The following is a 15074-nucleotide window of genomic DNA, read 5'->3' as shown; positions in this document are numbered from 1 at the left end:
ATGCGCGTACTATTTGTCTCTCATTTCATCCCTCACCCTCCAACCGGTGGGGCATCTCTGCGAAACTTCAACATCGTAAAGGAACTCTCGCGCAATAACAGTGTCCACCTTGTAACCTTCACTCAGCGAGATCGCCATCCTACGCGCGAAAGAATCGAGAAGAGCCGGGAAGTGCTGAAAGAATTCTGCGAGGAAATCACGATCATTGATGTTCCAAGTGACGGTAGCTCACTTCGCTGGTACTCGCTTCTCGGACTAAACATGTTCTCACGCGAACCATACTCTGCATGGCGATTCTGGTCTGCGATGATGGCGCAGGCGATTGAAGACCAAATTGCCAGACACACGTTTGATATTGTCCATGTCGACACGATTGCGCTGGCAGGTTATCTCAAGAATCTTAACGGACTACCCGCAGTGCTCAATCATCATAACGTCGAATCGACGCTTCTGCTCCGTCGCGCCGCAACGGAAAAGAATCCTGCGACAAGAGCCTATATCGGACTGCAGGGACGAAAACTGCGAAGGGCTGAACAACGCGCACTCAGCGCATTTGATGGAAATATCAGCGTCTCAGATCTTGACGGCCAGGAGTTGTCGGAACTGAATCCGAAAGCAACGATCTGCGTCGTCCCCAATGGTACTGATACAGAGTTCTTCAAACCCATTGACGGAGTCGACGAGGACCTGAGCCTCGTTTTTGCGGGTTCAATGGCGTGGTATCCTAACGGCGATGCAATGATACTCTTTGGCGAGAAGATTTGGCCCTTGATTAAGCGGGAACTACCCGATATCCAGATGAACTTGATCGGTTCGAGGGCTCCGGCGGAAGTCGTCAAACTTGGTCAAGTTGATAGCCAATTCAAAGTCCTTGGATTCGTCGACGATGTCCGTCCGACAATTGCACGTGCCGCAGTCTACGTCGTACCAATTCGAGTCGGTGGCGGAACCCGTCTGAAAATCTTGGACGCAATGGCTATGGGGAAGGCGATCGTCAGCCATCCGATTGGAGCCGAAGGTCTTGATGTTACAGACGGCAAGGACATAGTGATCGCTGAAGAGCCGGAGTTGTTCGCGAAACGAGTAGTGGAACTTGTGCGAGACGTAAAATCCCGGCAGTTAATTAGTGCGCAGGCAAGAAAGAGTGTGGTAGAGAAGTACTCTTGGTCGACAATAATCCCTAAGATGGAGCAGTTCTATCAGGAGATCGCCAAGCGCAAACGAGAGAAATCAAACAAGAATAACGCTTAGTCAATGTATCTGGAGAATGATTGACGCACGGTAATTCAGGGCTCACGATCTCTGCCGTTGGCGACATTATGCTGGGAGATCTGCCAGCTTGCTCTGGGTTTGGAGTCGGCAGCATGATCGCCAAATACGGACCGGACTTTCCGTTTGCGAAGTGCAAAGGCGTGTTCACTGGATCGGACATCGCAATTGGCAACCTTGAAGTCGTGTTATCACGTTTCAATCCCAAAACCGACCCATTTGCGAAGACCCATCTCCGTGCCCAGCCGGAAGCTATTGAAGGACTTGTCAGTGCTGGGATCAATTGTGTCACTCTCGCGAACAACCACATTATGCAGCACGGAATGGCCGCAGTGCTCGAAACTGCAGACCACCTTATCTCAAAGGGCATTGCATTTACGGGAATCGAGTATCCCGATCGCGACATGCGAAATCTCAGAATCCTCGAGAAGAATGGATTCAGGGTGGGAATGTTGGGTTACAATTTCAGGCCGGAACAATACACTGTCTCACCCAGAATCGACGTTGCAGGCAGCGAACAACGAATCTGCAATGACATAGAGTCAGTTCGCAGCCAGGTTGATATAATTGTGCTGTCCTTGCATTGGGGGGAGGAGTTCATCAATCGACCGTCGGGCGAACAGGTCCGCCTTGGGCGCAAGTTCATTGATTCAGGCGCGCATATAATTCTCGGTCATCATCCGCACATTCTGCAGGGTGTCGAGAGATATCGAGGTCGAGTAATCGCCTACAGCCTCGGGGACTTCGTTTTCGACCTGTGGGACGAACCTCTGCGAAAGTCGATGATTTTGCGAATGCAGGTGAGGAATGTCAACGATGTTATCTATGATATTATTCCGGCGGTCATCAATCGAGACTGGCAGCCGGTCTTGGCCGAGGGCGATGATGCTATTAGGCTCAAGAAGGAAATTGAGCAATTGGCGACACTAATTGATCCCGATGCCAACCAATCAGAGTGGGAACAGGAAGTGGCAAGGGAGCTGCACCGTTTTCGTCAAGGGGTATACAGCCACTATCTGAAAAATCTCCACCGATTCGGAATTCGCCGGCTCTGGGCAATAGCGCAAGGTATTGTCTCGAACCGAATCACGAGAAAGGAGCCTCCTTCAAGTTGAAGCCACTGTATGTCGATAAGAGTGCATAGACTGCGGTCGAACATCCGCCCGCGAGTTCGGATGGTTCCGCAGTATTTTCCAAGGCAGCGGCTCTCAGATTGCAAATTTGGAACAATATCTGGTACAGTATTTTCAAAAAGATTATGTTGATGCTGGAGTGATTTCATGCGGAGCTTACAAGGTCAACGAAGTGCCAATCCTCGCTTGCCTTGAAAAACGGAGTTGGAATTGGCGGTTCAATTCGAAACCAATGGTCAAGCAATAGCCATTGCGATCTATAGCTCGCGATGTAACTATTAGTTCGGAGCGGAATTGTCTTCAGGTATCTTACAATCTCTATACGAATCATCGCCACCGTTGGTGCAGCACCTCGGAGTATCGCTGTACGGACTCAAGGTTTATTGGCGAGAATACGGACCCAAGTTTGATCGACTCCTCAATGAATTCGAAGGACATCTAAAGTGGTCTCAGGCAGAATTGGTGGCCTACCAAGAAGAGCAATTGCAGAAACTAGTTTCGCATTGCTATACAAACGTACCGTTTTACAGTGATCTATTTAGGAATCTGCATCTGACGCCCGCCGACATACGTAATCTTTCTGATTTGGCAAAGTTACCGCGCTTGACAAGAAAAATGGTGATGGAGAAGGGTGCAGAACTCATCGCACAGAATGTGTCAAAGTCTGACCGCATCGTCGGACACACTTCAGGAACGACGGGATCGCCGCTTCGTCTCGTGTGGGACCGACACGTCTGCCTGCTAAAGACTGTCGTTGATTGGCGACAGAAGCGTCTCGCCGGTATTAACCCCGGCGACAAAATTGCTTTTTTCCTTGGACGCCAAGTCGCCCCATTGGGTCAATCAAAGCCACCTTTTTGGAGACATAACTGGGTGATGAATCACCTCTTTTGCTCGTCTTTTCATTTGTCGCCCGGCAACATGAGATTCTACTTTGAGAAGCTTGCCAAATTCGGTCCGCTGGCCCTGGAAGGATACCCGTCGACAATGTCAGTACTGGCAGGCTACCTCAATCAACGCAACGAGACATTTCCACTCAAGGCAGTATTCACTTCGTCGGAGACTCTCCAGCCTTCTCAACGTGCGGCCATTGAAAAGGCCTTTGCGTGTCGAGTATTCGATTTCTATGGAATGGCAGAGCGAGTTGTATTTGCAACAGAGTGCGAACAACACATGGGCAAGCACATCAACAGTGATTTTGGTCTTGTAGAGATTTCCGACGGAAAGGGCGGCGCATCGCCTGCTAACACCTTGGGGAGAATAGTTGCGACCGGACTGCACAATTTCTCGATGCCGTTGATTCGGTACGAAACAAGCGATGTAACTTCGCTGGAAACTGAACCTTGCCGCTGTGGCCGGTCAATGCCGGTAATGAGCGGTGTCACGACAAAAGATGAAGATATTGTTGTCACACCAGACGGGCGTTATGTATCTTCGTCTATCCTCAATGCTGTGACTCATCACCTAATAAATGTTGCCGAGTCGCAGATTGTTCAAGAAGAGCGCCACCGCGTGGTGATGCGGGTAGTGCCGCGTGCGGCATATACGGAGGCAGACAGCGAGTTCATTCAAACGGAGCTGCAAAAGGTTTTGGGAGCTCGTGTCGAAGTTACTGTCGATATTGTTGAATCGATTGAGCGAACCGCCAATGGGAAATTTCGCTGGGTGATATCAAAAGTGCCGCTAGAGTTCTAAATTGTGCGATGATTACTGGGTAAGTCTTCGACATCGCAAAACGGGTTGAAAGTTGAATCAAGAATGCTTAGAGTAGAAGATCTTCGCACAATCGAGGAATTGAATTCCGTTTCCGGCCAATGGGATCGGCTACTGGAGCAAAGTCTCACGCCCTGTCATGCAATGAGCTGGGACTGGATTTCAAATTGGCTGCACGTCTACTTACAGAACCGGGCGATTCTCTGTCTTGCGGTCTATGACGACGACCGTTTGGTTGGTCTTGCACCGTTCTGGGTTGAGAAGAAACGTAGCTTTCTCCTCTTTGGGGTCCGGATTCTCAAGTTGATCGGTTCTGAGGAGGTGTGCGGTGACCACACCGATTTGATCGTGCATCGGAAAAACTCCGTAGCAATCTGCGGCGCCATTTGGGAACGTCTATTTGGCGAGCTAGGCGGGGAGTGGGACATCTGGGAGTACAACAGCATACCGTCCAACTCGAAAGTGCTTCAGGCATTTCGCAAGAAGTCTGAAACCGACAAACGCTGCCTTGAGCTTGCTCTCTGGGGTTACATCATCTGTCCATACATCGAATTGCCATCAACTTGGGAAGAGTACCTCGCCTCACTGAGCGTCAATCAAAGACGAGCATTTAAGGTATCTTCCGAATCGATGTCGCAGGCCGGTGAAGTCCAACTTCGACTTTGTGAGAATTCTCAAGACCTTGCTTCATTTATGCAAACGCATATCGAATTGCATAGAAAATCGTGGATCGACCGCGGTCATCAAGGTGCATTTGAAACCAAAACGTTTCGCGAGTTTCACATGAAGTATGCGCTTAGTTTGTTATCAACCGGCCAATTATTTCTCTGCAACTTGGAACTCAACGGGACACCGGTGGCGAGCCTGTATGGATTTGTTTACGGAAGGGTGCTCTACTATTACTTGCTGGGAGTTGATCGTTCGGCAGTGCCAAAGGCCAGTATTGGACGCGTGCTGATGGGAAGATGTATTGAAGAGGCAATCAGAAGGGGCTATAGTCGTTTTGATTTTCTGCGGGGATTCGAGGAGTACAAGTACGATTGGACCGACTTGGAGCAAAGAGAATTATTGTCGTCTTTTTACAACCGTTCAATCGGCGCAGTTGCTTTCATTCTTCGGCAGTTCATTTCTAAATTCGGCCGCCAAGTAATCAATGTCATTTTGGGGGATAAGACCGCTACCGTCAAAAGAATGCTCGGTGGGAAAACTAGAAAGCAGGTAACAGCTTGAGCGCGCGACACACAGAATTGCTTAAGAAGCTGTTGTATTATAGCGGCTATACGTCGTTGCACGAGTTTATCAGTGCTCCGAGCGAAAACCGATTACTAATTCTGATGTACCACGATGTCGTGACAGAGAGCGAACAACTGGCACACTGGTACAGCTCTGATACTCCTAATACTTCACAGCTTGAGGCATTAATCGTCGCGATGAAGCGGCACTACCGGGTGATAACTGTAGAGGACGCTGTATTGGAGATTCTGAACACAGGAAAGATCCAAACCAAAAGTGTCGCTCTCACTTTCGATGACGGCTACGTCGGTACCCACAGCCTCCTGTATCCGCTACTGAGGAAACACGATATCCCTGCGACTATCTATCTGCCAACGAATTGGATCGATGGCAAAGTAAGTCCATGGTGGCTATTGCTAAACCAGTATGTGGACGAGTGCTCAATAGACTCTCACAGAATTGCTGGCGTGGAGAAGATAATTGCAGGCTTCAAAGTAAACGTCACATGGTTGGCGAAGCAGCCAAATAAATTCAAAGCAGTACTTCGCGACCAGCTTGGTGGCATCCTTATGAAGATGGAAGACAAAGTCAGAGATCAAGTGATGCATGACCTGCGCGCAACTCTGATTGGGGACAGTCCATTGTTGCAAAGGGAACAACTCGTTTTAAATTGGACGCAGATAAAAGAAATGGCTGCTTATGGCATTAGGTTTGGAGCGCACTCGTGTTCGCACAGAAATCTCTCATTTCTGGACTTGGAGGCTGCCGACATGGAAATTAGAGAATCAAAAAGAGTTATACAACAACGACTCGGCGTAGAAGCAGTAGGTTTCGCATATCCTTACGGTTACGATGTGAATGGATACCGACGACTTCGACCACTCTTTGAAAAGCACGACTACCTGTACGCTTGTACGAGCTGGTGGGGCCATGTTGACGCTGGGTGCGACCGTTATCTCCTTGCTCGTACCTGCCTTGCCCAAACAAACTCAACTGCGGTCTTCGCGAGGGTCTTGGGGCTAGAATATTGCACGAAACAATGGCCCCGCCCCTTTGGTCTTGAAGAATGGCCGCTTCATACGAAATCCAGCGATTAGAAATGCCTCATGAGATAGCGATTTCAAGGGAGCTGATAACGTGATATGTGATATCACCCGCGAATTTGAAGCAAATGGACTTGACTGATCTTCGAGAAATTCGTAAATTGTGAGCGAATAAGTCCATGATTGTTCGTATCGTTTCTTTCGTGGTCGAATATTGCTTCAACTTTATTAAGTTCTGACGATTATAGATAGAGCAGATGTAACCGTAATTCCGAGCGAAATGGAAAACTAGCCAATGAATGACTTTGCCATCTCAACCATCATACCAACGTTTAATCGCGCCCATTTGATCACTAGAGCTATCAACTCAGTACTTTCGCAGATGGAACCAGATGACGAGTTGATCATAATTGACGACGGATCGACGGACAACACTCAGGACATCGTTGCTAAGTATGGCGACCGGGTTAAGTATATCAAAACAAAAAACGGCGGGTGCGGTGCCGCGCGAAATCGCGGCGTACAGGAAGCGACCCGACCTCTGATTACGTTCTTGGATTCCGATGATGAATGGATGCCCGAACACAATCTACTGCTCCGCTCAGTGATGAGAGCGCGACCGGAACTGCTGTTTTGCTTCACTAATTTTTGCACTCGATTCAAAGACGGAACTGTGCGCCGGTTTTCACTTGAGACGCAAGACAATCGGGAATTGGACTGGGACGAGATCGTTGGCCCTTCGAAGAAGTTGTCTTCGTTCATGACACTACCGAAAGGACTACAGGATTACACCTGCCATGAAACGGACAATCTCTACAAGTCGCTGTGTGGTACAAGCTATCTATCTGCCGACACTTTGATTGTACGCAAGGAAGCGGCAGGCCAAGCGCTTTGGTTTGCCGACGATACCAAGGTAGCCGAGGAGTTGGAGTGTGGCGCCCGATTGGCCGCTGCAGGCAAGGGACTGTACATTCATTACGAAAGTACACTCGTCCACCACCATACTGGTGAGCAGCTGGTCGACAATAGCGGGTTCGATATGGCGGCTTCACGGATTGTCGTTCTACAGCGAATCTGGGGAGCCGACGACAACTTTTTGCGTCACCACCGATCCTATTATGAGCAGCGACTAAGGGCTGACAGAATGATCAGGGTGGGCGGGTTTCTCGTGCAGGGAAAAACGAAAGAGGCAAGACAGGAAATCAAGTTTACCCAAAATGTACCCCATAGTTACAAGCTGCTCTCGAAGCTTCCCGGAAATGTCACTAAGGGTCTTCTGAATTTTCGGCGGGCAATCAAATCTATTTTGAAAGGCATCGCCGTTCTTGGCATTGCCGCCCACTCGGATTTCAGCTTTCCCGGTTCTGATCCTGCGCTTGTATCGGACGTCGTAGCGCAATATGCCCAAACGGCTTTATTGGGGCTGTTTTAGGATAGAAAAGAAGCCTAAACAACCAGCCCCGCTATTTGCAGAGGTAGTGGAGCATTGTGATTCATTGCCAACTGAGCAGCAATATTTAGGTTGCTTTGGATTCTGCCGACAACTAGTTTTAGGGTTCACCGGATTCAAACTAGCCAAAGTTTAGGAAAATGAAAACCTCCGCTATCTCCGTTATTATACCGACTTACAATCGCGCATCGCTGATCTCGAGAGCAATCAATTCAGTACTCGTGCAACTTGAACCGGACGATGAGTTAATTGTAGTAAATGATGGCTCAACCGACAACACCGACGAAGTAGTGGGTCGGTTCGGTTCGAAATTGAGGTATGTTAAGACCTCCAACGCCGGCGCTGGCGCCGCTCGAAATCGCGGCATTCGCGAAGCCACAAGGCCACTAGTTGCCTTTCTCGATTCTGATGATGAATGGATGCCTGATCATCTGTTGTTGCTCCGAAACGTAATCATTGCGCGGACTGACTTGTTGTTTTGCTTCAGCAATTTCACGACGCGCTTCAATGACGGCAACGTGAGGCGCTTTGCCTTAGAAACACAGTCGGAGCGTGAGTTGGATTGGCATGAAATTATGGGTTCAGCGAGACCAATTTCTTCTTTCATGACGCTTCCCGCCGGGGTTGTTGATTGCTTGTGTTACGAAGGGACGAACCTTTATCGCTCGCAGTGTTGTACATCTTATGTGTCTGTAGACACAATTATTGTCAGGCGCTCCGAAGCTGGAGAGAATCTTAAATTTGCTGAAGATACGACAACGGCGGAAGAATGGGAGTGCGGTGCGCGATTGGCACGTGCAGGCAAAGGCGCATACCTTCATTGCGAGTCGACCATGGTGCATCATCATAGCGGCACTCAGCTTACAGACTTGGATCTCTTCGATCTTGCTACCGCTCGGCTAAAGATAATGGAACGAGTTTGGGGAATCGATCAGGAGTTCTTGCAGCAACACGGCGATTTTTACAGAGCGCGTGTTAGAGAGGAACGACTGATTCGCGCTGAACGATTCCTTTTGAGGGGCAAAGCGCACGATGCAAGGCTCGAATTGTCCAAAATCGAAAATGCTCCCCAGATTTATATGTTCATGTCCAAATTTCCGGGTTGGATCACGAAGTTTCTCCTCGATTCACGACGCGCCATTAAGTCGGTCTTCAAGTAACTTAGTGATCTCAACGTAGAGCCGTTGCTGGTACAGGGGACCGTATCTCTTTTTATATGGGCTAAACAGACCGAGTTAGATTCTAATGGTCGATGACATTGTGAGCGCGGGGAGTAAGCTTTGGAGACAAAGATTTCATGACGACCGGGCGATTGCGTTCGATAGACGCTGTTCGCGGAATTGCTATGGTGCTCGTGATCGCTGCACACTCATTCCTTGTGTGCAACCCGCAGAAGTTTAGCGAGTTCTTCTTATCAGGACTGTGGCTTCTGACCCAATCAGCATCAATAGCATTTATGTTCGTTTCCGGCATGATCATGACATATCTCATGTTGACAGGGGATCAGTCGCCACGTTCGACTTGGCGATTCTTCCGGCGCGGCCTATTTCTCATTGTGGTCATTCATCCAGTGCTGCGGTTGGTTACTTTCGCGTTCTCCAACACGAATCAGGACTTTTTTCATAACATGCTTTTCGATCATCCCATAACCGATACTATTGGATTTTGCTTGATCGTCGCTCCCCTTATTGTCAGGATCTTCAAGCCATCGTATCGTCTAATACTTATCATCTTGATGTTGCTTGGTGCGTTTGGAACGAAGCTATGGTGGCATCCGGAATCAGGACTTGCGATGGTCCTAAAAGTTGTGTTGTTTGGTACTGATCCCGATTCAGAAACGACGTTGGCGGTGGGATGGCCAGTAATTCCTTGGTTGGCAATTTTCTTGTGTGGTTCATTTGTTGGTGAAACATATACAGCGATGCGAAAGAATCAGATTGTCGCAAACGACGCGTTTCTTCGATTTCGAAAAGGAGCGCTTTTGCTATTGTCGGTTGGAATTGCTTTGGCGATGATTTACTTTACACTCAAGAGACTCAATCCGTTCGTATGGAATCCGGCAACATTCCTGTCTCTTTATCCTTCTCGTACAGGAACTTTGTTACCATTCTACCTAGGTCTAATCCTAGTGGTAATAGCATTTCTCGTCAAGTATGTGGATTGTAAAGGGAAGTACAATATTGCTCTGTGGGCACTGTCTATTTTTGGGCGAAACTCGCTCTTCACTTTTGTAACTCAATTTGTGGTAGTGTGGACGATACCAGCATTACTCGGATTGAAAGGCACACTGGGCCACGTCGGTTACGCGGCCTTGCTCGCTATCGGATTACTATTGATCTGGACATCAGCATATGTGTATGGACGGCTTCGGAATAGGATCACCGCAAATGATTACCAAACCCTCCTCGGGCACACATGCGTCCCGTAGTGCAAATGGAAATGAAACATGAATAAGCAAAATGTCCTCGTTGTTGTCGGAACAAGGCCAAACTTCGTGAAATCAGCGCCGTTGGTGCGAGAGTTGAAGAAGTATAGCAAAGAGTTTAACACGCTGTTGCTTCATACCGGGCAACACTACGATGAGAATCTGTCGCAATGGCTATTCAATGACTTGAAAATGTCGCCACCGGATATCAGTCTCGGTGTAGGCTCAGGTTCTCAGGCACAGCAAACAGCCAAGATCATGATGGGTTTAGAAGAATCTATTTTGAGCTTCAAATCTGATCTAGTGGTCGTGTTTGGAGACGTCAACTCGACTCTGGCAGCCGCTGTGGTTACGTCTAAAATTGGTGTTAGATTGGCGCACGTGGAATCAGGATTACGCAGTTTCGACCGAACAATGCCGGAAGAAGTCAACCGTGTAGTTACCGACCATTTATCCGACCTGTTGTTCGTGACAGAAGAGTCAGGCTTGCACAATCTCCAGAAAGAGGGCATTTCGCTGGACAAAGTGTTCTTTTCGGGAAATATCATGATCGACTCGCTTATTGCCAGCCGTGTTGTTGTTGCGAAATCCGATGTATTGTCGCGGCTGGGACTAACGGCTCAAGGATACGCTCTTGTGACACTGCACCGTCCGTCGAATGTCGATTCCAAGGATTCGTTGACGGCTGCAATGGAAATTCTCACGGAGATTGGCAAGAGAATCCCCGTAGTCTTTCCGTGCCATCCGCGCACCAAGAATAACCTCGAGAGATTCGGCCTTGGGACCGCAATACAAGAGTGCAATCTGATCGTCACTGAACCGCTCGGATACATTGACTTCTGCCGGCTCACCAGTGATTCAAAATTCGTGATGACGGATTCCGGCGGCATTCAGGAAGAGACGACCTTCCTAAAAATCCCCTGCATCACCATGCGCGAAAATACAGAACGGCCAATTACTGTTACTGTCGGAACCAATGTGATGACAGGTGTTGACGCGGACAAGATACGCACAACCGTCGACGACATTCTCGGCGGTCGTCAGAAGCAGAGTAGCATCCCAGCGTTGTGGGATGGTCATACGGCAGAACGAATCGTCGAGATAATAAAGAAATGCTAATCTCCGCCTATGCGCAATCCGCACTGATAACTCGACAGCAGGACACAGCATATGGGTAATCGTGCACCAAATTCCTTAGCAATTGAACTGGTACGCAAGCAACTGCTGATGGCGGGAGATTTGTCGGACTCTGAAGTAGTCGCCGTTTTCAGATCCGGTGTAGGTCGCTTCTGGCCGAATTCCGACGTCAATTCAAGTGAGTTTCGTGCTCGGTTTCCCGTACCCGAATGCTTAGTAAACATGGCGCGCCTGTTGGAGGAAGACAAAGTTCAATACTGGCAGCCTTGGCATATGGAAAAAACCCCACGTCCGGAGAAGATCGGAAAGCGAATCATTTGGGAGGCTGCACCAAATGGCGATGAAGAGTGGTCGCACGCCTTAGTGCGCTTCACGCACATGGTTGATCTTGCTGCAAGCTGCAAACTGACCAACGATGCCAGGTTCCTTCAGATTTATAGGCGTCACTTGCAGGAGTTCTTTCGCGCTCGCGTGAAGTCAAGTCCGCTTTGGGGAAATCGATTAGATTCAGCAATTAGGCTGATGAACCTTGCGAAATCGTACGATCTGATTCGCCGCGACGAGGACTTGTTGGAATGCGACCACTACGCCATTTTGTCACTGATGACTATGGAAGCGTGCCTGCTCGAAGCAAAACTCGGAACTCGTGTAGGGAACTGGGAATTCTTTATCACGACGTCTCTTCTGACTACTTCCATCTATTTGGAAAACGTGCTCAATACGACCACTTGGAAGAAACGTGCTTCAGAGCGATTAAATGAGATAATTGAATCTGAAATACTCGCTGACGGCTCTCTGATTGAACAAGTGCCGATGTATCATGGCCAGTGCATCTTGACCATTCTCGATCTTCTTCTCGCACAGAAAGCAAATAGCAAGCAACCTTCGACGGAGCTCGTAGAAATAGTCTTTAAGATGACCGAGGTTCTTGCAAAGATCATGGATCCACAAGGCCAGCTTCCTCCGATTGGCGATTCTGACTCCTTTGACGTTGACTATGTCTTAAATTATGCTAAGGCGGTGCTTGGACCTGAATCTACTGGAAAATTTACTTCGGCAAAATCGCCGGTTCCTCCCGGCATTCTTACTTTCGACCGGTTACAGGAAACCGGATGGACAGTCTTGCGTTGGCAAACCGAAAGAGAAGGAACCGGGTACTTGTTACTGGATTGCTCGGGGAAGCCTGCACGCGGACGAGAAGGTCATTCGCATGCTGATGATCTGCAGTTCATATTTCACACCGAAAGAGCTAATGTGCTGGTTGATCCTGGACGATTTACCTATGCACCGATCTTCATGTCGGAGCTCAATTTCCTTCCATGGCGGATAAAACTGCGGAAAGAGTTCAAGAAACTCTATTCGACACTGCGTCCACGATTTCGAGAACTCAATAGACAGAACTGGCATCGGTATTTCCGGCATACTCTTCGCCACAACACAGTCTCTCGGAACGGGGAGAATCAAGCAGGGTATGACGATTCGCCTAACTTAATGTCAAGGGTGACCGCAGAAGAACCTTCGCACAAAGGCCCGCTGTTGAGTTGTCGAGGCGTCCTGGAATCTGCTGGCGACTATTCGCACACTCGCGAGTTTCTCTGCCATGCCCCATATTTCTTGGTTATCGTAGACAAGATCGTCGCAAAGGCTTCGGCGAACTGGACAGCTTCTCTTCATTTGGGGCAGGGCTTTGATGCTGAAATCAAGGACGGCGTCGGATTTATCCATTCGTCTATTGGTGACTACGGATATTCGTTTGCTGTAAAAGAAGCATTCGGGTCAAACATCAATTTCAAGGTGGAAGATGACTGGATTTCTCCTGAATACAACACTAAGATACCGTCCAAATCACTTAGGATTAGTGTGCCCGAGCAGGCTAGTTCTACCCTGATCACTGTAATTGCACTTGAAACGCAGCACTCTGGCGAACGACGCGCAACAATTGAGTTAAATCCCATCAGAATTGCAAATTCCGCGGTTACACCGAATTTTGCGCTGATCTATCGTTCACCAACAGCTGAAGTAGATGCCTATCTTCGTTTAGGCGAACAATCATTGCAGTCAGGCGATTTGTCGACCGATGCGTACTATTCGGCAATCTGTCGCAACAATCAGACATTAAGCAGAATTGGCTTTCTACAAGGAACGTACCTTGAAATTGGCAAAAATCGTTACACTTGTGAGAAGAAAGACGGTTCAATGTACCAATCAGTTGACAATGCCGATTAGTTCAGTATGAATGCACCGATTGAACAAGGACAGGAATAATGAAGAGTGTTCTGATAATAGCTTATCACTTCCCGCCAGCTAGAAGCGCTGGGATATATCGCCCAGTGAAATTCTCGAAATATCTTCCTGATTTCGGGTGGCGGCCAGTTATTCTCTCCGTTAAGAATCCTGACACCAAAATCATTGATGACAGCCTTCTCAAAGAATTGCCTGAAAATACTAAGATATACAAAGCATATTCATTTGAGTTTGTTCGCATTGAGGACTGGGTCTTCGAGAAAATTTACGGACGGCGACAGTATCAAGCTCAGCCAGCTAAGCCCCGCGTAAGCGGCGATTCTAACTCGCCTGCAACCCCTGTCCGCCAATCTCCACTCAAGCGATTTGTTCTGACTCCGCTGCGAAATGTCATTCATAACTTCGTGAACACCCCAGACGGGAAAGTAGGCTGGATTCCGTTTGCGATTGTTAAAGGTCTTTGGATTATCTGGCGAGAGAAAATCGACGTCATACTCTCGACGTCGCCGCCGGAGAGCGGTCATGTAATTGCCCTCATTCTCTCATTTTTGACTCGCAAGAAGCTTGTTGTAGATTTTCGCGATCCTTGGACAACTCATGACAATCGCCGCAATCTTGAAACTACTGCCTTGTGGGCACCAAGAGTGTCGAAATCGCGTTTCCGTTATGAACGCTGGCTCGAACGAAGGACGCTTTCGCGGGCAGGCGCAATTATCCACACTGGGAATGGACGGGCGCAGCTCGTGAAAGAATCGTTCCCAACTATCGATGCCGGCAAGCATCATGTCATTACCAACGGGTATGATGAGGCAGACTTCGCAACAATTCAACCAGTCAGCCAAGATCAAACGGCCAAGTGTCTGCACATCTTCAGTATCGGGGAAATCTATACTGACTCTGCTATCGAGAACTTGCTGATTGCGCTAGAAAATCTGATTGCTGCAGAAGGTATTGGCTCTGAAATCAAACTTACCTTTGTCAGCGAATCCGTGGAAATGTGGCGGGAGAGACTCTCGGTGCCGCCATTCGACAAAAATGTCTCAGTTCTTGGATTCCGCCCTCACAAGGAAGCGGTTGCTATGATGACTCAGGCTGATGTTTTGCTGCTGTTGGTGCCAAGCGGCAGCGAAGTAATGCGCGACCGCGTAATCGCAGGTCGTACATTCGAGTACATGCGCTCGGCACGCCCGATTCTGATGATCGGATGGGAGGGTGAATCGTCGCGAATTCTATCAGCGGGCGGAACGTTGACATTTGTGCCGCATGATGATATCAAGAAGATAGAGCATGTTATTCTTGAATTTCATCGCCGGAAAATGGCTGGAGAACTGGTCGCAAATCCGAACTGGGAATTCGTTCGACAATTCGATCGAAAACTCCAGACGGGCAGACTCGCTGGCCTTATGGATTCTTTGATCAAGAGGTAA

Annotated in this window: 11 protein-coding genes; all 11 read left to right on the top strand. The window is 48.6% G+C overall.

All coding sequences use genetic code 11. From position 1 onward, the window contains the following. The gene (locus IPH59_02795) at positions 1-1251 is read left to right on the top strand and encodes a glycosyltransferase (GenBank protein ID MBK7090642.1); all 1251 of its coding nucleotides are present in this window, start codon (positions 1-3) and stop codon (positions 1249-1251) included. A 20-nt stretch (positions 1252-1271) separates the two neighbouring features. Next, positions 1272-2384: a CapA family protein gene (locus IPH59_02790; protein MBK7090641.1), complete on the top strand. Its 1113-nt coding sequence runs from the start codon at positions 1272-1274 to the stop codon at positions 2382-2384. Between the two features lie 312 nt (positions 2385-2696). Further along, complete coding sequence (locus IPH59_02785) at positions 2697-4097, top strand: phenylacetate--CoA ligase family protein (protein ID MBK7090640.1); 1401 nt, start codon at positions 2697-2699, stop codon at positions 4095-4097. 63 nt (positions 4098-4160) lie between these two features. After that, positions 4161-5345, top strand: coding sequence for a GNAT family N-acetyltransferase (locus IPH59_02780; protein ID MBK7090639.1), 1185 nt, complete (start codon positions 4161-4163; stop codon positions 5343-5345). Then, positions 5342-6445, top strand: coding sequence for a polysaccharide deacetylase family protein (locus IPH59_02775; protein MBK7090638.1), 1104 nt, complete (start codon positions 5342-5344; stop codon positions 6443-6445). Before IPH59_02780 ends, IPH59_02775 begins: the two co-directional genes overlap by 4 nt. A gap of 241 nt (positions 6446-6686) precedes the next feature. Beyond that, on the top strand, positions 6687-7823 hold the full coding sequence (locus IPH59_02770; GenBank protein ID MBK7090637.1) for a glycosyltransferase family 2 protein: 1137 nt from the start codon (positions 6687-6689) through the stop codon (positions 7821-7823). Between the two features lie 158 nt (positions 7824-7981). Then, positions 7982-9001 (top strand): glycosyltransferase family 2 protein, encoded by a 1020-nt coding sequence (locus IPH59_02765; GenBank protein MBK7090636.1) that lies wholly within the window; start codon positions 7982-7984, stop codon positions 8999-9001. Between the two features lie 137 nt (positions 9002-9138). After that, positions 9139-10269 carry a DUF1624 domain-containing protein gene (locus IPH59_02760; protein MBK7090635.1) on the top strand — a complete coding sequence of 377 codons (1131 nt, stop codon included), beginning with the start codon at positions 9139-9141 and terminating at the stop codon, positions 10267-10269. An 18-nt stretch (positions 10270-10287) separates the two neighbouring features. After that, positions 10288-11385, top strand: coding sequence for a UDP-N-acetylglucosamine 2-epimerase (non-hydrolyzing) (gene wecB, locus IPH59_02755; protein MBK7090634.1), 1098 nt, complete (start codon positions 10288-10290; stop codon positions 11383-11385). Between the two features lie 51 nt (positions 11386-11436). After that, a complete protein-coding gene (locus IPH59_02750) occupies positions 11437-13629 on the top strand; it encodes an alginate lyase family protein (GenBank protein ID MBK7090633.1) in 2193 nt (730 codons plus the stop codon). A gap of 104 nt (positions 13630-13733) precedes the next feature. Then, positions 13734-15074 (top strand): glycosyltransferase, encoded by a 1341-nt coding sequence (locus IPH59_02745; protein ID MBK7090632.1) that lies wholly within the window; start codon positions 13734-13736, stop codon positions 15072-15074.

This window comes from bacterium, from assembly GCA_016708315.1.
Lineage (GTDB): Bacteria > Zixibacteria > MSB-5A5 > CAIYYT01 > CAIYYT01 > JADJGC01.
Note: the sequence above shows the minus strand (reverse complement) of the source record. Positions and strands in the feature narration are given on the sequence as shown.